General features: G+C 42.5%; 20 protein-coding genes. 5 read left to right on the plus strand and 15 right to left on the minus strand.

Translation table 11 applies throughout. From position 1 onward, the window contains the following. The first annotated feature begins 9 nt into the window (after positions 1 to 9). The 3 genes from BMZ58_RS05185 to BMZ58_RS05195 all read left to right on the plus strand — a co-directional run bounded on the left by BMZ58_RS05185 (position 10) and on the right by BMZ58_RS05195 (position 3,765). Entirely contained in the window at positions 10 to 1,509 is a 1,500-nt protein-coding gene (locus BMZ58_RS05185) for a sodium:solute symporter family protein (RefSeq protein WP_075035487.1), read from the plus strand. Between the two features lie 218 nt (positions 1,510 to 1,727). Further along, complete coding sequence (locus tag BMZ58_RS05190; protein ID WP_075035488.1) at positions 1,728 to 2,438, plus strand: vanadium-dependent haloperoxidase; 711 nt, start codon at positions 1,728 to 1,730, stop codon at positions 2,436 to 2,438. A 346-nt stretch (positions 2,439 to 2,784) separates the two neighbouring features. Continuing rightward, a complete protein-coding gene (locus BMZ58_RS05195) occupies positions 2,785 to 3,765 on the plus strand; it encodes a TIGR00341 family protein (protein ID WP_075035489.1) in 981 nt (326 codons plus the stop codon). 71 nt (positions 3,766 to 3,836) lie between these two features. Here BMZ58_RS05195 and BMZ58_RS05200 read toward each other — a convergent pair whose 3' ends face one another. The 4 genes from BMZ58_RS05200 to kduD form a co-directional block, all read right to left on the minus strand. Next, the gene (locus BMZ58_RS05200; RefSeq protein WP_075035490.1) at positions 3,837 to 4,679 is read right to left on the minus strand and encodes an aldo/keto reductase; all 843 of its coding nucleotides are present in this window, start codon (positions 4,677 to 4,679) and stop codon (positions 3,837 to 3,839) included. 154 nt (positions 4,680 to 4,833) lie between these two features. Then, positions 4,834 to 5,805: a dienelactone hydrolase family protein gene (locus BMZ58_RS05205; RefSeq protein WP_075035491.1), complete on the minus strand. Its 972-nt coding sequence runs from the start codon at positions 5,803 to 5,805 to the stop codon at positions 4,834 to 4,836. A 102-nt stretch (positions 5,806 to 5,907) separates the two neighbouring features. Next, complete coding sequence (gene kduI / locus BMZ58_RS05210) at positions 5,908 to 6,741, minus strand: 5-dehydro-4-deoxy-D-glucuronate isomerase (RefSeq protein ID WP_208601397.1); 834 nt, start codon at positions 6,739 to 6,741, stop codon at positions 5,908 to 5,910. Between the two features lie 40 nt (positions 6,742 to 6,781). Next, positions 6,782 to 7,537: a 2-dehydro-3-deoxy-D-gluconate 5-dehydrogenase KduD gene (gene kduD, locus BMZ58_RS05215; protein ID WP_075035493.1), complete on the minus strand. Its 756-nt coding sequence runs from the start codon at positions 7,535 to 7,537 to the stop codon at positions 6,782 to 6,784. Positions 7,538 to 7,768: 231 nt separating this feature from the next. On the opposite strand from kduD, the gene BMZ58_RS05220 reads away from it, so the two are divergent. Beyond that, positions 7,769 to 8,767, plus strand: coding sequence for a LacI family DNA-binding transcriptional regulator (locus BMZ58_RS05220; RefSeq protein WP_075035494.1), 999 nt, complete (start codon positions 7,769 to 7,771; stop codon positions 8,765 to 8,767). Further along, on the plus strand, positions 8,760 to 9,458 hold the full coding sequence (locus tag BMZ58_RS05225; RefSeq protein WP_083412531.1) for a rhamnogalacturonan acetylesterase: 699 nt from the start codon (positions 8,760 to 8,762) through the stop codon (positions 9,456 to 9,458). The genes BMZ58_RS05220 and BMZ58_RS05225 overlap by 8 nt, the downstream gene beginning before the upstream one ends. On the opposite strand, the gene BMZ58_RS05230 is transcribed toward BMZ58_RS05225, so the two are convergent. From BMZ58_RS05230 to BMZ58_RS05275, 11 genes are all read right to left on the minus strand, one after another. Beyond that, positions 9,443 to 10,363 carry an AEC family transporter gene (locus BMZ58_RS05230; RefSeq protein WP_075035496.1) on the minus strand — a complete coding sequence of 307 codons (921 nt, stop codon included), beginning with the start codon at positions 10,361 to 10,363 and terminating at the stop codon, positions 9,443 to 9,445. The two genes, BMZ58_RS05225 and BMZ58_RS05230, sit on opposite strands and share 16 nt — an antisense overlap. 103 nt (positions 10,364 to 10,466) lie before the next feature. Continuing rightward, positions 10,467 to 11,102 (minus strand): YesL family protein, encoded by a 636-nt coding sequence (locus BMZ58_RS05235; RefSeq protein ID WP_075035497.1) that lies wholly within the window; start codon positions 11,100 to 11,102, stop codon positions 10,467 to 10,469. A gap of 47 nt (positions 11,103 to 11,149) precedes the next feature. Then, positions 11,150 to 12,442, minus strand: coding sequence for a Gfo/Idh/MocA family protein (locus BMZ58_RS05240; protein ID WP_075035498.1), 1,293 nt, complete (start codon positions 12,440 to 12,442; stop codon positions 11,150 to 11,152). 33 nt (positions 12,443 to 12,475) lie between these two features. Beyond that, positions 12,476 to 13,597 (minus strand): glycoside hydrolase family 88/105 protein, encoded by a 1,122-nt coding sequence (locus BMZ58_RS05245; protein ID WP_075035499.1) that lies wholly within the window; start codon positions 13,595 to 13,597, stop codon positions 12,476 to 12,478. Between the two features lie 26 nt (positions 13,598 to 13,623). Beyond that, positions 13,624 to 14,466, minus strand: coding sequence for a carbohydrate ABC transporter permease (locus BMZ58_RS05250; protein WP_075035500.1), 843 nt, complete (start codon positions 14,464 to 14,466; stop codon positions 13,624 to 13,626). 17 nt (positions 14,467 to 14,483) lie between these two features. Further along, positions 14,484 to 15,167, minus strand: coding sequence for a carbohydrate ABC transporter permease (locus BMZ58_RS05255; protein WP_341864766.1), 684 nt, complete (start codon positions 15,165 to 15,167; stop codon positions 14,484 to 14,486). Between the two features lie 128 nt (positions 15,168 to 15,295). Further along, positions 15,296 to 15,472, minus strand: a complete 177-nt coding sequence (locus BMZ58_RS21680) for a hypothetical protein (RefSeq protein WP_341864767.1) — start codon at positions 15,470 to 15,472, stop codon at positions 15,296 to 15,298. Between the two features lie 83 nt (positions 15,473 to 15,555). Beyond that, positions 15,556 to 16,848: an ABC transporter substrate-binding protein gene (locus BMZ58_RS05260; RefSeq protein WP_083412533.1), complete on the minus strand. Its 1,293-nt coding sequence runs from the start codon at positions 16,846 to 16,848 to the stop codon at positions 15,556 to 15,558. Positions 16,849 to 17,159: 311 nt separating this feature from the next. Then, positions 17,160 to 18,707: a response regulator transcription factor gene (locus BMZ58_RS05265; protein WP_075035501.1), complete on the minus strand. Its 1,548-nt coding sequence runs from the start codon at positions 18,705 to 18,707 to the stop codon at positions 17,160 to 17,162. Between the two features lie 5 nt (positions 18,708 to 18,712). Then, on the minus strand, positions 18,713 to 20,431 hold the full coding sequence (locus BMZ58_RS05270; protein WP_075035502.1) for a sensor histidine kinase: 1,719 nt from the start codon (positions 20,429 to 20,431) through the stop codon (positions 18,713 to 18,715). 68 nt (positions 20,432 to 20,499) lie between these two features. Beyond that, complete coding sequence (locus tag BMZ58_RS05275) at positions 20,500 to 21,813, minus strand: hypothetical protein (protein WP_075035503.1); 1,314 nt, start codon at positions 21,811 to 21,813, stop codon at positions 20,500 to 20,502. Between the last annotated feature and the right edge of the window lie 50 nt (positions 21,814 to 21,863).

A 21,863-nucleotide genomic window follows, 5' to 3' on the forward strand; every position in this document is an offset into this window, starting at 1 on the left:
CGATAAACGATGCTTACAAGTTCCAGTGTTTTATTATGGACCGTCATCCTTTTATTGGCTGTATACTTTGCCGCTGTAACGTGGGTGGGTAAAAAAGGACAGGCCCATAGCCGCTCGATGTCCGGTTTTGCTACTGCCCGTGGAAAAGTCAGCCCATGGCTTGTCGGCGCAAGTTTTGCCACCTCTTACGCAAGTGCCAACCTATTCATCGGAGTCCCGGGTCTCGCCTACGAACATGGCACCGCAGTGCTCTGGTATACCCTTGGTTGCTTTGGTGTCTCCTGGGTCGGACTTCTCCTTTTTGCCAAAACGTTCTGGCGTTACGGCAAAAAATTCGGCCATGTCTCAACACTCCCGGAGTGGCTTGGGAAACGTTATAACTCGAAAGCCTTGCAAGCAATCGTTTCGTTACTGATCTTATTCAATGTTTATTATATTGTCGGGCAAAACGTCGGACTTGCGACCATCTTCGAAACCGTCCTTGGTATTCCGTATTTCTGGGGCATCATTATCGGTGTTGCGATTACGATTCTTTATATCGGACTTGGTGGGGCTTTCGCACAAATCATCACCGACGGCATTCAGGGGATTCTGATGGCGATCACCTCTATCTTCCTCGTCGTTTCCTTTCTCTGGACCATCGGCGGGGGATGGAATGTGTTCGGTGTGCTTACCGATCGCTTGAATGCCATCGACCCGAACCTGACTGCTGCTATCGCGGACGGTGGTCCTTATAACAGTGCGCTGGCAATCATGGCGGTACAGTTCCTGCTCTTCAGTTTCGTGTTGATGCCCCACCTATTGAATAAAGTACTGTCGATTGAAAAAGAGGAAGATCTTGCTCCGTTCACGTTATCCGCTGGGTTGGTGCTATGCATCATTTCTACGCTGATGGTGCTCGGGGGACTTGCTGCCCGTGTACTTTTCCCGAGCTTGCAAAGTGCCGATGCGGCGATACCGACCTATGTGATCGAGGCCTTCCCAAGCATCATCGCAGCCATCATGATCGTCGGAATCATTTCCGCGATTTTATCCAGTACGGACAGCCTGTACTTAGGAGTCACTACAAGTATCGGCAACGACTTGTACCGTGTCGTCGCACCGCTTTTGACATCTAAGAAAATGTCTGAACAAGAACTGGACAAGAAATCGTTGAACGTTGCGAAAGGATCCCTGATTGTCGTCGGACTACTGTCCCTCTACTTCTCATTAGAACGACCAGAGTCCCTGGCATTCCTGATCCAATTCAGCTTTTCCGCGATCATATCCGGTATCATCGCTCCGATCACGCTCGGGTATTTCTGGAACCGTGCGAATAACTATGGCGCCATCGCGGCAGTCATTACAGGGGCTTCCCTTTATGTCATCTTCACGTCTCTCAACTTGATCGGCAATATCTTTATTGCCATGTTCTTCAGTGCAGCTGCTGCCTTCCTCATCATGGGAATTGTGAGCGGGTTGACGGCAAAAGCGAGTGCGGAGAAGTTGGTGTTGAAGAAATCCAGTTAACTAAAAGTACCAGCTTTCCTTATGATTAGGAAGGCTGGTATTTTATATATCACTAATGGTGCCTGACCCTCAGCGTACTAAAGCATTAGCATAGTAGGGGTCAGGCACAAAATCAGGCTTAACCGTCAGTCTGCTTCTTATCCATTCCTATCCCTCATATATTGATATCATTCATAACATTTACCATGAAAAATAGAAATTTATAAGGGGATGGATGAATGAGAATAAGTTACAGAAAGTGGTCACAATATCCTTATCAAGGAGAGCAATTCCCTCCCCAACCTTCCCCCGCACCAGCTTACTTTCCGATGTTTTTTATATTCAGGCAAGGAAATGATGAATTCCTTGATCCTTTCAGACAGCGTATTAATTGGCAAATTAAAAATCCAGAAAACATTGACTGGGCTAGAGAGCTATCGATTGTAGAGCAAACCTTATCAGTTCTCACACCTGCCCAAACCCAACTTGCACAATACTGGGGGACTGCGGAATCCACTCAGAATATGCTCCCTATGATTTTCAATCTAGCCAGAAAATACAGGCTGGGATCACCGCAAATCGCCAGAGTGCTCGGATATTTTCACGCGGCTGTCAATGATGCTTTTGTGATATCGTGGCACTTTAAATACCTTTGGGATGTGGCCCGTCCCAATCAATACGGCCAAAACCTGACTCCTATATTGGTTACACCGCGCTTCCCTTCCTACCCTTCTGCCCATGCCACTGTAGCAGGGTGTGCCGAATCGATATTAACGTATTTCTTTCCACAAGAAGCATCAGGCATACGGAAAACAATGGAAGAATGTGCTTTATCACGTTTGTACGCGGGGGTACATTTCAAAGTGGATAATGATGAAGGATTGAGATTAGGGAGACAAATCGGGAATATCGTTGTCAACGTACTGAGAACGCAAAATCTCAATATATAGTAAAAAACAGCCATGTCGCTGATTACACCTGGAAAAAATGAAGGGAAAACCAAAAGTAACTGACGCCACTCCATGGTGTACAGTTACTTTTTTGATTTCCAAGAACTTTATTCTTGAACCACATCTGTTCATAAACTGGTGCTTCATATAGAAATAAACTTTCGGCTTCTATTTAAGTGAAAGAATGAATGCTCCATTTGGAAAAAACGGGTAGCTGAAAGGTATCCAAGCTTAAAGGCCACTATATACCAGTATTTAATCGGTCCCTCTACCCTGGGAGAAACTTTTCCGTTAAGGATAAAAAATTGTGGCAACAATGATGTATAAAAAGGAGGACAGTAAAAACATGAATTTGCAGTTGCTGGAAATTTATACCCCTAGAGGATTCTTGAATATGGAAGAGATAAAAGAAACCTTTCCCGTAGTGGCCTATTGGACTTTCGAGGAAACAGAAGAAAGAATGCTGACGAAGGTTCTATTAGAAACAAATGATGTTGAACAAATCCTTAATTATTTGGAGAAATTGCCCGGTAGTAAAAACGCTTATCAAGTCATGCTGCTTCCTGTCCAAACCTTTCTCCCCCGTGAAGAAGTGGAAGAAGTGGATAAAGAAAAAGATCTCGAGCGAGCTAGCCGGCAAGAATTGTATACAGCCGTTGAAGTATCGAGCCACACGAGTATCAGCTATATGTGGTTCATCATTTTTTCCTCCATCGTTGCGACGGTCGGCATTATTAAAAACAGCCCGGCTATCGTCATTGGTGCGATGGTGATTGCCCCTATTATCGGCCCCGTGACCGCTGTTTCATTTGCTTCCGTTCTCGGGGACTTCAAGTTAATACGACACTCTTTACTTACATCCTTGTTCGGGGTGGGGATCCCGATCCTAGTTGCTACTGCATTCGGATTCTTCTTCCCGATTCCTACTTCCAGTAGTGAGTTCCTTTCAAGGACAGATATACAAATTATTGATGTTATAGCAGCGCTCGCTGCAGGGGCTGCGGGTGCTCTCTCTTTCGTGAAAAGGAATGAAGGTGCACTTGTAGGCGTAATGGTATCTGTTGCTTTACTGCCGCCTGCTGTTGTATTCGGTATGATTCTCGGAACGGGGAAATGGGAAGAAGCGGTTGTTCCATTCCTATTGTTGATGGTGAATGTAAATTCGATTCTTCTATCAGCAGTAATCGTATTCTGGGTAAGTGGCATTAAACCAACCAATTGGCAAGACATACAGAACGCAAATAATTCTCGTAAACTTTCTCTTCTATTCATTTCCTCTATCTGTATTGTACTGGTCACGGCTATTATATTTATTAACTTTATTTGATCCATTGGTGGATGAACAAAACAGAGCCCCAGTGACACTCACTGGGGTTCTGATATATGATCTACCATAATTTAAAATTCTTCATAAATCGCAGGATCCTGATCGTTTATTCTTCCATCAGGGCGAGTTAATTCTGCTATCCGGCCCATTTCCTTATCGCTTAGAGAAAAATCAAAAATCGAGATATTTTCCAGCTGACGTTCAGGGGACGAAGATTTAGGAATGGAGATCGCTCCTAGTTGATAATGCCATCGCAAAATAACCTGTGAAATCGTCTTGTCATGGTTAACAGCAATCGATCGAATGGTTTCATTCTGTAAAACTTCACTTGCTCGGGCTAATGGACTCCATGATTCTGTTTTGATGTTATTCTCGTGGTGCCATATTCTTTGTTCTTCCTGGTTGAAAAATGGGTGTAACTCTATTTGGTTGATGCTTGGTTTTATTCCGGTTTCCTTCTCGAGACGCTCCATATGTTCCGGTAAGAAATTACAGACACCAATCGAACGTATCAGCCCCCATTTTTTAGCATCGATTAATGCTTGCCATGCTTCTACATAAATATCTTGTTTAGGGTTGGGCCAATGGATCAGGTATAAATCATAATAATCGAGGTTTGCACGGTATAAGGATTCTTGGATCGTAGTGACAGCTTTATCGTACGAATGATAACGACCTGGTAACTTGGATGTGATTCTTAATTCTTCTCTTGGAACCGATGCACGTTGGACAGCTTTCCCAACGGTTCCTTCGTTTTCATAAATATAAGCTGTATCTATGAGTCGATAACCTGTATCAATCGCACCGCTTATGCTATTGGCTCCTTCATTTCCATTCAGCTTATATGTACCCAAACCGATCACTGGCAACGTAAGTCCATCATTAAGTTTGATTTCCGGGATGGAAATACTCATAACTACTCACTCCTTCCTTATAATAGTTTAAGGTTACCATCCATGTGATAGACTTCCAAATAATTGAACTTCCTTTTTTTCTGGTGCTTGACTCCCACTATGCTAATGCTTTAGCGCAGTGGGGGTCAGGCACCACTAAGGGAAGAAGGACTTGCTACATCAACTGTTTTTTCAGCCATGCTGTGCTGGAGCCACCACTCACTTCATGTCCTCCCTGGAAGCATTCACTTTCAAAAACACTATCCTTACTCTCAGTATTATAAATGGACCTAATCCTCTCGATTGCAAGATGAGCGTGTCTACTCGGGAAAACTTCATCACCCTCACCTGCCTCTATAAATAAAGGTTTGGGAGCTATCATTCCTATTAATTCCGGCATTTCCGCCAACCTCAATAAACCTGGTATATAGTTATCCAGGCAATGCACTGTTGCCAAAACACTTCCTTTGAACGTATTGGGATATCCACTTAAAACAGTAGCTTTGACACGATCATCTAAAACCGATAGTAGAGTTGCAATCAACCCTCCTCCGGAAAATCCGACCACTCCTATCTTAGCTTCGGGATACGTCTCTTTTATGTAATCTAAAGCAATTTGTGCTTCAAATGTTCTTAATCCTGCCAGTGTTTTCCCTGCCATCAGATGATGAACCGCTAACGTATAACAAGAGTTTGCTTTTTCTCTATCCGCCTCCAACTTCCGATCCCCCAAGCCGATCATTTCTGGTACAAACACTTTAAAACCTTCTTTTACTAGCTGAACAGCCCAATCATTATGTGAAGTAGGAGTATAGCGCGGGGATCCATCTTGATACAGACCAACCATTTCTCTGCTGCCATATCCGTGGCCATGTAAAGCTAAAACAATGGACATTCTCCGGTCTGAAGGGGCATGTTTTGGTGTTAGAACGTACATAGGAACGGTCATTTCATCCACGGAAGTAAAAAATACGCGCTGCCGTAAATAACACTCGCAATCCACCGTCTCTTCTATCACCCCGGATTCTCCTGGTTTCGTTTGTTGGAAATGCCCTAAAACCTCTCTAAGTTTTTCTGAATCCAATCTATCTTGATCTGCTACCGTTCTATCATAAAGACGGTTTAAATATCGATTGATACCATTCATGAAATCCCCTCTTCTTATTCGGAGTTTCCAACTTTTCCTGGACAACAAACACGAAAATCCGATTCAACTTTGCGTCGAACCGGACTTTCCCACTGCCAGCGTTTATTTCAGTTTATCCATCTTCACATGGTCCATATCTGTAAACGTATAGTTTTCTCCAGCCATCGCCCAGATGAAGGTGTAATTATTCGTCCCTACACCAGAGTGGATCGACCATGGTGGGGATAATACCACCTGTTCATTTTTAACTACAAGGTGCCGGGTATCGTCTGGCTTACCCATGAAGTGGAAGACTCGGGACTCCTCATCCATATCAAAGTAGAGGTAAGCTTCCATACGACGATCATGAACGTGTGGCGGCATCGTATTCCACATGTTGTTCGGAGCAAGTAAAGTCATGCCCATCATGAGTTGACAGCTTTGCAAACCATCTTCATGGATATATTTATAAATCGTGCGATTATTGGATTCCGCATCAGATCCTAATTTAGTAGGAGTTGCATCTTCAATCGGAAGTTTTTTTGTCGGATATTCTTTATGAGCAGTTGCAGAGGCTAAGTAGAAACGGGCAGGCTGAGAAGCATCGACACTATCCAACTGCACGTCTTCATTTCCACGTCCGACATACAGGCAGTCGCGTTTGTTCAGTTCATATGTTTCTCCATCGACGGTGACTTTCCCTTTTCCATCAGAGATGTTGATGATGCCGATTTCTCTTCGTTCCAGGAAAAATTCTGTTTTCAGAGTTTCCTGGTCTTCTAATTTCAGAGGTTTCACTGTCGGGACAGCCCCACCAGTAATCACTCGATCATAGTGAGAGTACACCATATTGATTTCACCTTCTACAAACAGGGACTCTACCAGAAATTCACTTCTCAATCTTTCACCATCATACTGTTTTACATCTGTCGGATTTGTTGCATACCTTACTTCCATTTCCATTCTCCTCTCATTTATGAATCATTCTATAAACCTATTAAGAGCTCATCCATCCACCATCAACATTTAAAATATGTCCATTCACGTAATCGGCGGCATCAGAAGCTAAGAAAATTGCTGCACCTTGTAAATCATCCGGTGATCCCCATCGTCCTTGAGGGATCCGGGATGTAATATAGGCATTTCTTTCTTCATTTTCACGGATCGGTGCTGTGTTATCTGTGGCCATATAACCAGGTGCGATAGCATTGACATTGACGCCTTGACTTCCCCACTCATTCGCAAAAGACTTCGTCAAACCGGCGACCGCGTGTTTACTTGCTGTGTAAGCTGGTACCTTAAGCCCCCCCTGATAGGAGAGCATAGAAGCGATGTTGATAATTTTCCCGGATTTATTTTCTAACATATGTGTACCTACTTCACGGCATAGTTGAAAGACAACGTGCTGGTTGACATCAATGACGTCAAACCAATCTTCATTAGAATAGTCTTTCGCATCAGACCTGCGGATGATGCCTGCATTATTGACGAGCACATCGACCCGTCCCCGAATGGCAATCGCATCAGCGGCAAGCTTTTCTGCTGCTCCTTTTTCACTAAGGTCAGAGATGATATCGTGAAACGTTCCCCCAACGTCTTCTACTTTCTCTTTTGTATCCTGCAAGGTTTTCGTACCGACCCCGATCACCTCTGCCCCTGCTTTAGCGAGGCCGACAGCAATTCCTTGTCCCAATCCCCGGCTTGCTCCTGTTACCAAAGCTATTTTACCTTTTAAAGAAAATAATGATTCCATCTGAATGAAAAACCTCCTTAGACTGAATCCTTTCTATTTACCATTGCACTCAAATAACAACGTTGTTATTATTGTAAATGTAAAGGCTTTCTTTGTCAACGAAGTTATCGCTTTAATTAATTTCCGTACGTTTGCTGATATAATTTATAATTTGAACAAGATAAACAAACGAAAATAGACTTTAAAACCAAAAGATAGAAGAACTTTTATACAAAAGGTGGAGGATTAGCTATGGGAGTTACCATTAAAGATATTGCCAAAGCAGCGGAGGTCAGCTATTCGACTGTTTCTAAAGCACTGCGTGACAGTCCGCTCGTCAAAGAACCAACAAAACAAAAGATCATCAAGATCGCCCATCAACTGGGATACCAGCCGAACGTAGCAGCACGGAGTCTCGTATCAAAGAAATCCCAAACCATTGGCGTTGTGTGGCCTACCATTGAACGCGTCACCCATTCAGCCCTGGTGACAGGCTTGAACAAACAACTAGAAGAGCTTTCCTATACTACACTGATTTCCATTAATGAGATGGAAGACGCCATAAACACATTCAACCGCTATCAAGTCGACGCCATTGTTGCTTTTAATGAGAAAAATTCACGAGAACCTGCAAAATCCACTGTACCAATCGTCACTTATGGCATCGCCCACGAAGACTCTCCCTTTCCTACAGTGGACGTCAACCGTAAGCAGGCGATTCAAACTGCTGTAGACCATTTAGCGCGGACAGGGCATCGATCCATAAGCTATATTGGTGATATGGTCCAGGAAGATCATCTGCAGGAAGAAAAGGTAGAAGGTTTCCGACAAGCCATCAAAGATTATGACCTTGAACTGAATTCGACTTCGATCATCAAAGTAAATGACCTGGCATCTTATGATGGCTACGAAGCTATGAAGGAGTTATTGAAAAAAACAGACCATCCCAGCGCCGTCATCAGTGGAAGTCATGATTTATCCAAAGGGATTCTGCGAGCGATTCAGGAAGCCGGTCGATCCATTCCTGAAGATATCTCCATCATTAGTTATGACAACATTCCCGCTACAGAGGATTTGGAATTACCGTTATCAACCGTGGGTGTCCCGTTGTCTACGATCACCGAAAAACTCTCAGAAATTTTGATTGCCTTGATCAATGAAGAAACAGTCGAGCAAAGTATCTACTTAAAACCCGAATTGAATATCACTCAATCTTGCAAAGCATGGAATGGAGGAGAGACAAATGAATAAACGTCAAATCTTTTTAGCTGGGGACTCTACGATGGCCGACTATCCTTCTTCGAGTTTTCCGCAAAAAGGCTGGGGCCAGGAGCTGTCTTCTTTTTTTAGTAATGAGGTTCACATTCAAAATAAAGCGATGAATGGAAGGAGTTCCAAAAGTTTCATAAACGAAGGACGCCTGGAGGAAATAGAAAAGAAGCTACAGCCTGGCGACTATTTGTTCATCCAATTCGGACATAATGACAGCAAACCTGAAGATGCCCGGAGAACAGATCCTTACAGCTCTTACCAGGATAATCTAAATACATTTATAGAAGCGGCCAAGTCGAAGGAGGCTATTCCTGTTCTTCTCACACCGATCCAACGCAGGAAATTCACAGAGGAAGGAACCCTTCACCAAACCCACGGTACTTACCCAGCGGCTATGAGGCAGTTCGCCCAAACTCAATCCGTGACGCTGATCGACTTGACAGCCTTAACATCCGACCTCCTTCTTGACCTTGGTCCTGAGCGATCCAAACAACTTTTCATGTGGCTTAATAAAAACGAAAGCCCCAACTTCCCTGAAGGAGCCGAAGATGATACACACCTGAATCAAAAAGGGGCGAGGCAAATAGCTAAAATGGTGGCTGAATCGATTGCACAGCAACAGGATCCGCTATCAAAATATGTTCAACTCTCTAATCAGAACAACATCTGAGCAAAATAAATCGTCAACGTAACTATACCCATACTGAAGACCGTCGAAGCTAACACAATTTGAGCGGCTAGCTCTGGCTCGCTGCGGTATTCCTGGGCGATGATCGCGCTGTTCACGGAACTTGGCATCCCTGAGGAAATCAACAGAGCCTGGGCTAGAATTCCGTCAAACCCTAAGACCCAAATAAGTACGAAAGCCAAAGCCGGGCCAAGCAGCAACCGGATGAATAGACTGATATAAACGACTACCAGTTTTAATTGGATAGTAAGCTGGGCCACTTGGGCACCCAGGGTAATCAAAGCGATCCCCACCATGGCATTCGCTACATACTCTCCAGGTTTCAGGATGAACTCAGGCACGTCCACGTCCCCCACGTTCAAGAGAATCCCGAGTGTCATCGCGTAAATAGCCGGCATCTTCAACAGACCAATCATAGCCCTTGCTTTTCCCTCATCCACTGCTCGTAAAGAAAAAACACCATATGTATAAGAAAACACATTCTGCAAGGTCATTACGATGACTTGGATTGTGGCAGCAAAGGGGTCCTGCTTGAAGGCCAGGTCATTGACCGGAATTCCGTAGTTCCCGGAGTTATATAGCAAGACACTATTTGTAAAGACTCCTCGGACTCCTTTGTTATACCTTCCAACCCATGCGACCAGCTGGACGACGATATAAAGCAGAACAATGAATAAAGAAAAGAACAATAGGACCTTTCCCAGTAAGTCGAGAGAAAAGGAAGAATGATAGAGATTCACCAGCACAAATCCCGGGCTCAAAAAATAGATATTGAGTTTGGCTAAGGTGAAGAGGTCCAGTTTGAATGTTTTGTGCAATACCGCTCCTATCCCTATCAAGAGGAACACAGGAACGATAATATTGAGAAAAATAAACAGCATTTCCATGAATGAACTCCCCTCCCCCTTGGTAAAATACGGATCTTTCTTCTATGTTTCTTCCAATGTAAACAAACATGGCCCTCTTTAGGAGGACCATGTTCTACACCTTTTACGCCGCTTCACCAGCCACTTTTATTTCTTCGATGTTCTCAAAACATTTCAATCCCAACCACATATTCAAATGGGCGAAAATGGTAAACCCGAAGATAGGGATAAACCCTGGAAAGGAAATGAAGAAATAGTAGGTAGACAAACCTGTAATAATCATGAGTACCAGATTACTAGGTTTCAAGAATCCAATAAATAAGGCTTGTTTGATTGTTTGCAGTACTTTCAAATCATAGTGGACATACACAGGTAGAATGTACATAAGCACAATGATGAATGTTAAACAGCAAATAAGCGCGACGGTTGAAAGAATTTCAAAAAGGATACCCTCGAACTGACGAAAGAAGTGCAAATCATAAAAGCACACAACACCTAAGAATGTCAGTGTAAGAGCAAGACCGTTCGCTCTGAAAAACTCTTTCCGGAAAGTTTTAAAAAAGGTTTTCACCAGCCGGGTTTCTGTTTGACCCATTGCTGCTTTCCTAGTAACTGTATATAAGGCGACAGTGCTTGGAGCGATTCCGAAAACGATTCCTCCTAATAACGTGCACCCCACCCACATCAGATTCAATAAAGCGAAATGGGTCACCCAGTTGCATAAAGCCAGGACACCTGCTAATAAACGCCCTCCCTGCATTGTGAAAACCTCCTTAAAATTGTCCAGAATCAGAAACTCTTTTTTCCTTAACGACTTAATGTAGGCTGATCGAGTAATTCTTCGATCTTAATCGACTGCTTATCTTTCACGGACTTCCAAATAGCTTCTCCGGTCGTAACAGCATAAGCGCCGTCCTTACTTCCGGATAGAACCTTATATGGCCGCGAAGGATTTTCCCCTAAGAAGATATCTTCTTGAATGATCGGATCGCCGCCCCCATGGCCACCTTCCTGTTTCAAAACATGGATCGTTTCTTTGGATCCGAAGAGCGGAAAATACTCAATCGTCTGTTCCGGTACTGGAAAAGGGACACGGGAGGGTGCATGGAATTCTGTCGTTTCTATTCTTCCTTTTGTACCATTGATGGCCAGTCGATAGCCTTCATATGGCAAAGAAAAGTTGATGGAATAGCTCAGTAATGCTCCCTGGTCATATTGGATTGTCGCCGTATACGTATCTTCGATTTCAATTTCACTGTCAAAGATACATTGATCGGGACGATAATTTGTATACCCATCTTTTCTAGCTTCATCGGAATCGATATGGTCATCATTAACCACGGCACTGTTACTCCGTGAATTCCACCTTGTGTAATACGCACAATCGTGTTTCACCTGGCATGTCTTACAATGACGCCCATCTTCCTGCAAAGGATTATGTTCGCTTTCCGGCCCATAATAATTAAGCGCCCCAAAAGCGAAGACCTCGACTGGCTTTTGATCCAGCCACCAGTTGACCAAGTCGAAATGGTGGGAAGATTTATGGATCGACAACCCGCCAGAGTACTCCCGTTTTCGGTTCCAGCGTTGAAAGTAGCTCGATCCATGATACGTATCGATGTACCAGTTCAAATCAACAGATGTAACACGGCCAACTTTCCCCGATAGAATCAGTTCCTTGATTTTCATATGATAGGGACTATAGCGGTAATTGAAAGTGACAGTCACTTTCCCTTTACTTTTCTTCTCCGCCTCCATGACCAGGCGACTATCATGAGCTGTCGTCGTCATCGGTTTTTCTGTGATCACATCAAGGTCATGTTCCAATGCCTTTAGGATATAATTCACATGCGTATCATCCCTGCTTGTGACAATGATGGTATCCGGGTTTGTTTCGGCCACCATTTTTTCAAATTCCTTCTCCTCATACTCAGGCACATGGGCAATCTTAGGAAAAGAAGATTTACAAACAGCGAAGCGCTTTGGATCATTATCCAACAAACCTACCAGTTCACTCGTCTCTGCAAATGTATCGATCATCGGGCGGATGAACATATCGTTCGCCCGTTTACTCACTCCACAAACTGCAAATTTCCTCATGATTCCAACTCCAATTTTATAATTTCCATCGGTTTAGAGTTCTGGTAATAGATGCTGCATTTCCAGACTTGCCAGGACAAAAGACCCTACCCCATGGAGATCGTTCGCTGTTTTTGGACGGTTTATATAGTGTTCATAATCACCGACACCTGTGCCAATGCAAATCTCAGGCATCACAAAATGTCCATTATCATCAAATTTCATTCTTTTCAAAAGGCCACGATAGCCCTTGATCGCCTGTTGTTTAAAACTTTCATTCACATAACCGGAGCGAATCCCTCTTGCAATCGTGTAGATGAAAAGGGCGGAACAAGAAGTTTCAATCCAGTTATCATTCCGTTCCGGTCGATCAACGACCTGATACCAAAGCCCTGTATCTGCATCCTGATAGTTGGCAAGACTATCAACAAGACTTCTAAGTGCATCTGCCAATTCTTGTTCGGATGGGTGATTCTCAGGGAGAAAATCGAGGATTTCATTGAACATGATTCCATACCAACCGATGGCTCTGCCCCAGAATTCCGGTGACTTTCCAGTTTCTGAGTCCGCCCATGGTTGAGCTTTACTTTCATCCCATGCATGGTGATACAATCCTGTCTTTTCATCCAACGTATGTTTCCTCATCAGACGTTCTTGCTCAAGAACCATCTCGAGCAGTTCTGGTTCATTATACGCTTCCGCATAGTTCATGGAGAAAGCACCGCCCATATAGAGGCCGTCCAGCCACATTTGGTATGGATAACCATCTTTATGCCAGAAACCGCCGTCAGAAGTCCGGTTCAATGTCGGGAACATGTTCCGGAGTTTTTTAGCCGCTTTGCGGTACCTCGTATCTTCATACTTTTCATCTAATTCAAATAATAATAGTCCGGCCTGAATGGCATCTAATTCTTTTCTATTCCATAAAAAATTTCCATGTTCATCGATGTTGTGATCGACATAACCTTTGATATAGGAAAGGTAATCATCCCCTCCTGCCACTTGTCTTAATTGGCGCATGCTTTCTAAAAACACACCCTGGTGATAATGCCATCTCCCATCAGGAGGCAGTTCTGACGGCTCAAATGTCGCCATCAATGAATCGCAAGCCGCTTTCCCCCAATCCAATGGAGTATCCAATTTTTTGTTAGATGCCGTTCTTTGATCTGAAACCATACAATCGCTCCTTGAATAATAATATTTTAAGCTTTCATTCCTGTTGAACTGATTCCATCGACAATGTAACGCTGGAAGATGAAGAAGATGACAAAAATCGGTAAAATACTTAATGTCGACATCGCAAACATCGCTCCCCAGTTCGTCACAGAGTTAGGATCAGAGAAAAGTTTCAAAGCGAGGGAAACAGGGTATTTCTCAGGTGTAGACAAATAAATCAGTGGTCCCATGAAATCATCCCATCTCCAGTAAAAGGAAAAGATGGCCGATGTCATCATGGCCGGGATAATCAGTGGGACGATAATCCGGAAAAAGATATCAAACGTGTTACAGCCATCAATTTTCGCAGCTTCATCCAACTCCATGGGAATGGTTCGGATGAATTGCATAATCAGGAATATGAAAAAGGGAATTCCGAAAAATGTCGGTAAAATCAAGGGCAGATAAGTATCAATCCAGCCAAATTGATTGAACATGATATATTGCGGGATCATGACCATTTCAAAAGGAAGCATCATGGTCAACATCATAGAGACGAACCAAATTTTCTTACCTGCAAATTTGATTCTGGCAAACCCGTAAGCAATCAATGTGGAAGACGCAATACTCCCGACGGTTGCGATGACGGTTATGATGGTCGAGTTCCAGAAAAAAGTACCAAAGGTTATCCCTGCAAAACCATTCCAGCCATCAATATAGTTGGTAAAATGCCATTCAGTCGGAATTAAAGAATGGGAGTTGACGAAAACATTCTCACTCTTTTTTAATGAACTACTGATCATCCATACAAGCGGATAGATCATAATCAAAGCGAATGAGCCCATCAATACATGCTGTATCGTCTTTTTTGTTATTTTTTTCTTTTTCATGGCTTCTTCTCCTTTCCTTATTTAGTATCCGATTCATAATGGACCCAGTGTTCCGAACTCTTGAAGATCAAGGCTGTGAATATCGCGATGATGATTAACATCACCCATGCCATAGCAGAAGCATATCCCATATCGAAATATTCGAATGCACGTTGGTACATATAAAGAACGTATAATAATGTACTATTGACTGGTCCCCCGTTCGTCACGACGAAACTTGGTGTAAAGGCCATGAATCCTTGGATGACCTGCATGATGGTGTTAAAAAGAATCACAGGTGTCAACAAAGGAATCGTAATGATGAAGAACTGTCGGACAGGGCCCGCTCCATCGACGCTGGACGCTTCATAGAAGGTTTTCGGTATATTTCTTAAACCAGCTAAGAAAATCAACATCGAAGACCCGAATTGCCAGCCGTACAGGACAATCAATGTCCATATCGCTGTATCTGGGTCACCTAACCAGGAGTGTGTCGGCAATCCGATAGCCGCAAGGATGGAGTTGAACGCTCCATCATTTCCGAACAACTGACGCCACATGATGGAAACGGCGATGCTCCCACCAACGACGGACGGTAAATATAAGAGTGTCCGGTACAAGCCCACCATTTCAACCACTTTATTCAGTGCTAACGCAACCAATAAAGCAAACACTAGACGAATCGGCACCGCCACGCCTGCATAGAAGAAAGTAACTTTCATGGATTGCCAGAACGTAGGATCGCTGGTAAACATTCTTGTATAGTTATCCAGACCAATCCAGTTCGGCGTGCCCATCATATCGAAATCTGTAAACGATAGATAAAGAGAATAAAGGATGGGAAAAAGTGTCAGAGAGAAAAACCAATCAAAAAGGGTGAAATGAACGCATAACCAGTCACGTTCTTATTTCCCGTATTTAGCTTTTTGTTGGGTGGGGTAGGTTTCATTTTCTTATTTTTCGTCTTTTTGGACGGATGCTGCGGGACAGCCACCTCTTGAATTTCTTCTTGTTTTTTCGGTATCATCGCACTCACCTCTTTCTTGTTTATTTATGACTGGGAAAAACGACCCTGATTCAAGATGATCAGGGTCACTTCCCTCCGTTGTGTTATCTAGCCATTATTCTCTCGACCGTAGATCTGAATTGTTTTGCCCCTTCTTCCGCTGAAAGTTCCCCATACATGACAAGCTCATCAATCTTCTGCAATTCACCAAGAACCTCGGAAGATTCAGGTGGGAAGTTCGAATCGATTGGAGAACTGTTCTCTGTCACCATTTCAATGTACTCGAACACTTTCTTGTCTGTTTCGCTTAAGTCAGCAGACAATTCTTCACGAATTTCTTCTTTAATCGGTACACCACGGTCAGATCCACCAATTTCATAGACTTTTACATTATTGACGAAGAAGTCAATAAAACGTGCTGCTTCTTCTTTATGTTCAGAACTTTCACTTACAGACCAAAGCATCGCAGGTTTCAAATACATTCCCTGGTCGTTATTCTCCCCTGGAAGCAGGGTCATTCCAATCGGTTTTCCACCAGCAGCACTGTCAAGAGCAGTGGCCTGGTTGGACCATCTGAAGTCGAAAGCAGCTTCCCCACGTACAATCAACTCATCTTCTACCCCTTTGATTTGTTGAATGGTGTCATAGTTCGGAACTGCCCCTTTTTCTTCAAGAGCAAGGTTTCTTTCAAAATAATCAACTAGTAGTTGATCATCTTCATATCCCAAAGCTGTTCCATCTTCATTGAATAATTTCTCGCCTTTTTCTCTTAAGTAATATTCAAACAAGTTCTTCGGTTCCATCAATCTTGCGCCATATTCTCCCGTTTCTTCACTGATCGCAGTCACATACTCTTCATAGTCTTCCCAGCTCCATTGACCATCGGAGACGTCAACTCCTGCAGCTTCTACCATATCTTTGTTATAGAAAGCAGTCAGGGCGTTCGTTCCAGTAGGAATTCCCAGCAATTTCCCATCTTTCTTACCAGATTCCATGATGGTATCGCTGACCCCTTCCACATCAATCGTTCCATCTTCTACTAAAGGAGTAAGATCAGCCAGCAATTCTTTATCTGCGTACTGATTCAAGTATTCTCCAAAGTTTTGCTGCATGATATCAGGCAGGTTGTCCCCGGAAGCTTGAGCTGCCATCTTTTCGAAATAACCATCAAACCCTGTGAATTCAGATTCGATTTTTATATCAGGGTTTTCTTCTTCAAAAGCCTTGATGATCTCTTGTGTCTGGTCATGTCTGCTTTGTGACCCCCACCATGTCATCCTAAGTGTTGTTACACCATCTTCATCTTCCCCAGATGCTTCTTCGGATCCCGAACAAGCGGCCAGAACACTTGCTAACATCATTGCCATCAAACTGAAAACCAGGAACTTTTTAATCAATTGATAATGACCTCCCCCGTAATTTTTGAAAGCGCTTTCTCTTTCATGTATCTATCATAAGCCGGATTCTTTTCTTATTAAATAAAATTTTCAGATATCTATGTCAAAAAAACAGACTTGTACAAAATTTTGGAAGAAAGGGGCGATTCTATGTATATAGTTCTCGAATAAAAAGACATAACGTGTCAGTTCTGCTCACCACTTCCCCCTCTGCAAATGGGAAATCCGAGTGATTCCTTAAAGTCCCCCTGACCGGACCCGAATTACTTTCCTAAACAAAAAAACTTATAGAGTATACCTATAAGTTTTCTTCACTCCTTCTTCAAATAGTTGGAAGGAGTCACTCCCGTATGCTTTTTAAACACTTGCCCGAAATACCTTGGGTTATTCCCAAAACCTACTGCTTCGGCAACTTCGAATATTTTCACTTGATCCGAGTGTTCAAATAATTCTCTCGCCTTCTCCATTCGACGATTGATTAAAAAACTCGAAAACCTCTCCCCTTTTTCTTTTTTAAATAGCTTGCCTAGGTAATCAGAGTTCATATAAAGAACATCTGTCGCGATATGGGACAACGATAGATTTTCATCGGAAAGATTTTTCTCGACGAATTCGACGACTCGATTGATAATCGTGCTTTGGGTTTGCTTTGTTCGTTCATAATGGTAATGCGAAATTTCAAGCGCTGTTTTTTCGATAAACCCTTTCATGTCCTGAAACCTCTCATATTCCTGGAATAGAATCACCTGTTTGAAATACTCATCAATCTGTTTCCGATCCGCTTGACGTATCATCGACATGAATAATTCCAAGCAGTGGGACCTCAGTAGGTTTACCGCATATTTCTCCTGCCACACTTCATTAAAAAAATCATCCAGATACTGTTGCACAACTTCTTTATTTCCGCTCCGAATCGCATAAATTAAATCTTCATGATCATATTGAAGCTCTTCCATGCTTGATTGATGATTGATATCTTGAGGAGTAATGATACTTCCACCTGGTACGTAAAAGCGTTGCGTCAAGCAGTCAAGCGTCTCGTTATATAAATTCCTCAGTTGATTGATGCTCCCCAGATTACTGATGGCGACCGTATAATCTATCGGATAATAGCTATGAAAGGATTGTTTAGCACCCTTCACTTTTTCAATTATGAATTCACGTGAATCCAATTCGATAAGGATGACAATCTTATCACCTATCGTCGTTTCTAATGGAATGTGAGACTCTCCGACTTCTTCTACCATGATTTTTTTCAATGCTAATAAATGCTCATAATCATAGGAATCTTCCATCTCTATGACTAACAGATAAAATTCTTTTGAATCGGTGTCGATTTCAAACAATTGACTGTAATACTCCCAGTCCTTCACGCTGTATTTTTTATTAGTTATATAATCTTTCAAAAATTGTTCCTTCGCTTTTGGCATGACTTTTTTTAAATGGTCACGCATACTTTCCAGGAATTCCTGCCTGCCTTGCTCTTCGTCTAAATCGCTCACCACTTCTTTTAGAGCCTTTTCGATCTTTTGTTCATTACTAGGTTTCAGTAAATAATGTTTGACATTACACTCCATCGCCGTCTTGGCAAACTCGAATTCATCATGACCAGAGAGAACGATAAACCGGATCTCCGGATAGATATCATGGACTTTCCGGATCAGCTGCACCCCATTCAGACCTGGCATTTTAATATCTGTCACCACAATATCCGGCTGACGTTCTGTAATGATATCAAAAGCCATTTGCCCATGGTGAGCCTTAGCCATCAATTCAGTGCCACAGGCTTCCCAATCGACAATCGCTGCTATTCCTTCTAAAATATTGATCTCATCATCGACTAACAGAATTTTATACACATCTCTCACTCCGTCATATATGGTAATCGTATGCGGACCGTGGTCCCTGCCCCAACCTCGCTGTCAATTTCCAAACCATAGTCTTTCCCATACATCATTTTGATGCGTTCATTGATATTATTCAGTCCGATACCTGAGCTTTTGGAACGTATTTCTCCGCGATAGATTCCTTCTAATTGCCCTGTTTCAATTCCTGGACCGTTATCTTTGATGGCAATTTCCAAATCTTCTCCGGCTTCGGTAATGCTCAAGCGGATGCGGCATTCCTCGATCATCTCTTCTAACCCGTGCTGAATGGCATTCTCTACGATCGGCTGGATGGACAGTTTTGGAATTTTGCTATTCTTGTATTCTTCTTCTACATCAAGAGAAAAGTTGAGACGGTGTTCATACCTGTAAGTTTGAATCGTGATATAATTGCAGACGATTTCCAGTTCTTCCTTTATGGTGATCATCGGGGTTTTTTTACTGATGATGTTCCTCATCATATTTCCAAGCGCATCAGCCATCACCGATATCTTTTCTTGTTTATTGACTTTGGCGAGCCAATTAATCGAGTCTAAGGTGTTGTACAAAAAGTGAGGGTTGATTTGTGCTTGTAATGCTTTATATTCTGTTTCCTGTATCATTAATTGCTTTGTATAATTCTCTTTAATCAGTTCATTGATCCGGTTCAGCATCAACTGGAAATTATCATGTAACTCTCCGATTTCATCATCGTGGAATTTCTCCGGCAACGACGATTCACTGAAGTCTCCTTGCTGCACCTTCTTCATTCGGGAAGACAAAGCTTCTAAAGGCTTGGAAATATTGTTAGCTGCTCGTTTGCTCAGCAGCACAGTCAAAGTCAACATTAATAAGAAACAAACAATCATAATGACCTTAATAGCATTCGTTTGTTTTTGGATATCTCCATACGGAAGTAAATGATGATAGGTCAGTTGTGAAAAGTTGGAACGAGAATAGGTGAGCAGATATTTTTCCCCATCAATAGATTCAATCATGTAACCGCTATCATTTTCCTCGTTGGCAAAGTCACTCACTTCCCAATCACTGTCACTGCTTTGATAAAAGATTTCGTGTTGACTCGTAATCACCATATCTTTATTTTCCGGCGAAAAGTTAAGCGTTTCTTCAACGAAAGTATCCATATCGATGGAAATGACCAGTGTACCCATTTCCTGCAAGCTGAGATTCGCTTTCTTCCGTATGTAGCGGGCTGAAGAAATCCCATTCTCACCTTCTATTTTTGTCCATACATTGCCCCCGTTGCTCCCTGACAGGACTCTTCTGATTTTCCCTGTGTCATTTTCTAACGAAGTATCGAAGCCTGTCGTGTGTGTTTCGCCATGCAAATCAATGATCTGCATGGAAGCGATGTATTTTCTTGCTGATGCGTAGGAAAGCATGCGCTCCAACAGTCTCACCTTGGTGTCATAAGACTCAAAACTAAACCGGTTTTCATTGATGGTCTTCAAATAGTTTTGAATGACAGTATCTGTACTGACTTGAAAAGAAAGTTCTTCAATCATATTCAATTCTTTGTCTACAACAGACGAGGACAATTGGAGCATGTCTGCCGATTCCTCATAAATTCTTTTTTCGTATAAATTCGTAAAGTATTGAAAAGTGACCAGCCCTAAAAGTCCGAAAATGATCAATAAAAGGAGGGAAACAGAAAAAATCTTATTTTTTATTCTAAAATTGCTGTAAAAAGGTTTCATCCGCTCCCCCCTCGTTTTTAATCGAATTATATCACAATTCAGACAAATATACAGGAGACATCGAATAGTTAGGTTGTACCATGTAAGCGATCTTTTTTACCTGTTCTCATTTTTGCAACTATAGTTATTACGATGATTAAAGCAGTCAACTCCCCTAAGGACGCTGCTATCGAACCATTCACTCCATTCCATGAAGGAAAGAAAGTGACAAGCAATGACGCGGTAAGGATCACTGTTATTAAGTTAACGATTTGTGCTGCAGCCATCCGTTTTGTCTTTCTGTACAACATCAGATATCCATTCAAAAAATCCACCCATGGAAAGACCAATGTTTTAATAATAAAAAACTTCAAAACCATGATCGTCGTTGTAGCCAGCTCCTCATCAGCCCCCATAACTTCGCCCATGAACCACATTCCTACAGGGGTGTAACATAAAAGGATGAGCGCTAAAGTAGGCAGCAAACTGATGAATATGATGAACCGAATCACTTTCTGTCTATTCACTTCATAAAGCTGAAGGACAAGCTGGTGGGTATACATGAAAAAACTCAACAACATTTGGGTGATACTGAAAGCGAGAGCGAACGATGCGATTCCCATCTCAATGTTCTGAGATTTTGCTAGAAACACATAAATGATCGGAACCATAACCGTTTGAAGGACAAAGTAAAACACAAGAGGCAGATAGAAAGTTGCAATCTCCCCGTTTTTAAGGTTTGTCTTCTGCTTAGGATAAGAAAATCTCAAAATCCCCTGACCTTTCCAAACACTGATGACACATTCAATCAGCATTCCCCCTAAAAACAAGATAGCACCGCTCAAACTGGTAATATAGTCGAAATATACAAACCCATACGCCACGAGGAACATGATGACAAGACGGATCACCACCATGATGGTCAACCATTTTGTCTCGAGATTGTTGATAATCACTCCTTGATACAGCCCGCGGATACCTGAGAAAATGATCACAAATAAAAGAATCGCAAAGGTATCGGAAATCGTGTCTACCATATTTCCATCAGCATTGAATAAGTGGATATAAACCCAGTCCCCGAGTGAACTGAAGGCCATCAGCAAACTGAAGATGATGATCACCACCATCGGAATAACCATAAAAAGGGATAGGACTTTGAACGATTGCACATCTTTCACAAGTGCAGAGCAAGTCTGTCTGAAAACGATGATGGGCCTTTCGATAATGCCAAATAAAGCAAATGCCACTGCATAGCAGGCGATAATGAAAGCAGCATTCTCCCCACGACTGAGCGTTCCATTAATAATGACATGAGTAATGGAAGTCAAACTTGCCGATAATCCTAAAGGGATAAAAAAACCACTGAGTTTCTTGTAAGATAATGGACTGTTCTTCGCATTCAACCTTATTCCTTCTTTCTCATAAGCTTCACCGAAATCCCGGCGTCAGTACG

This window comes from Halobacillus dabanensis (genome assembly GCF_900114165.1).
In the GTDB taxonomy this organism is placed as follows: domain Bacteria; phylum Bacillota; class Bacilli; order Bacillales; family Halobacillaceae; genus Halobacillus; species Halobacillus dabanensis.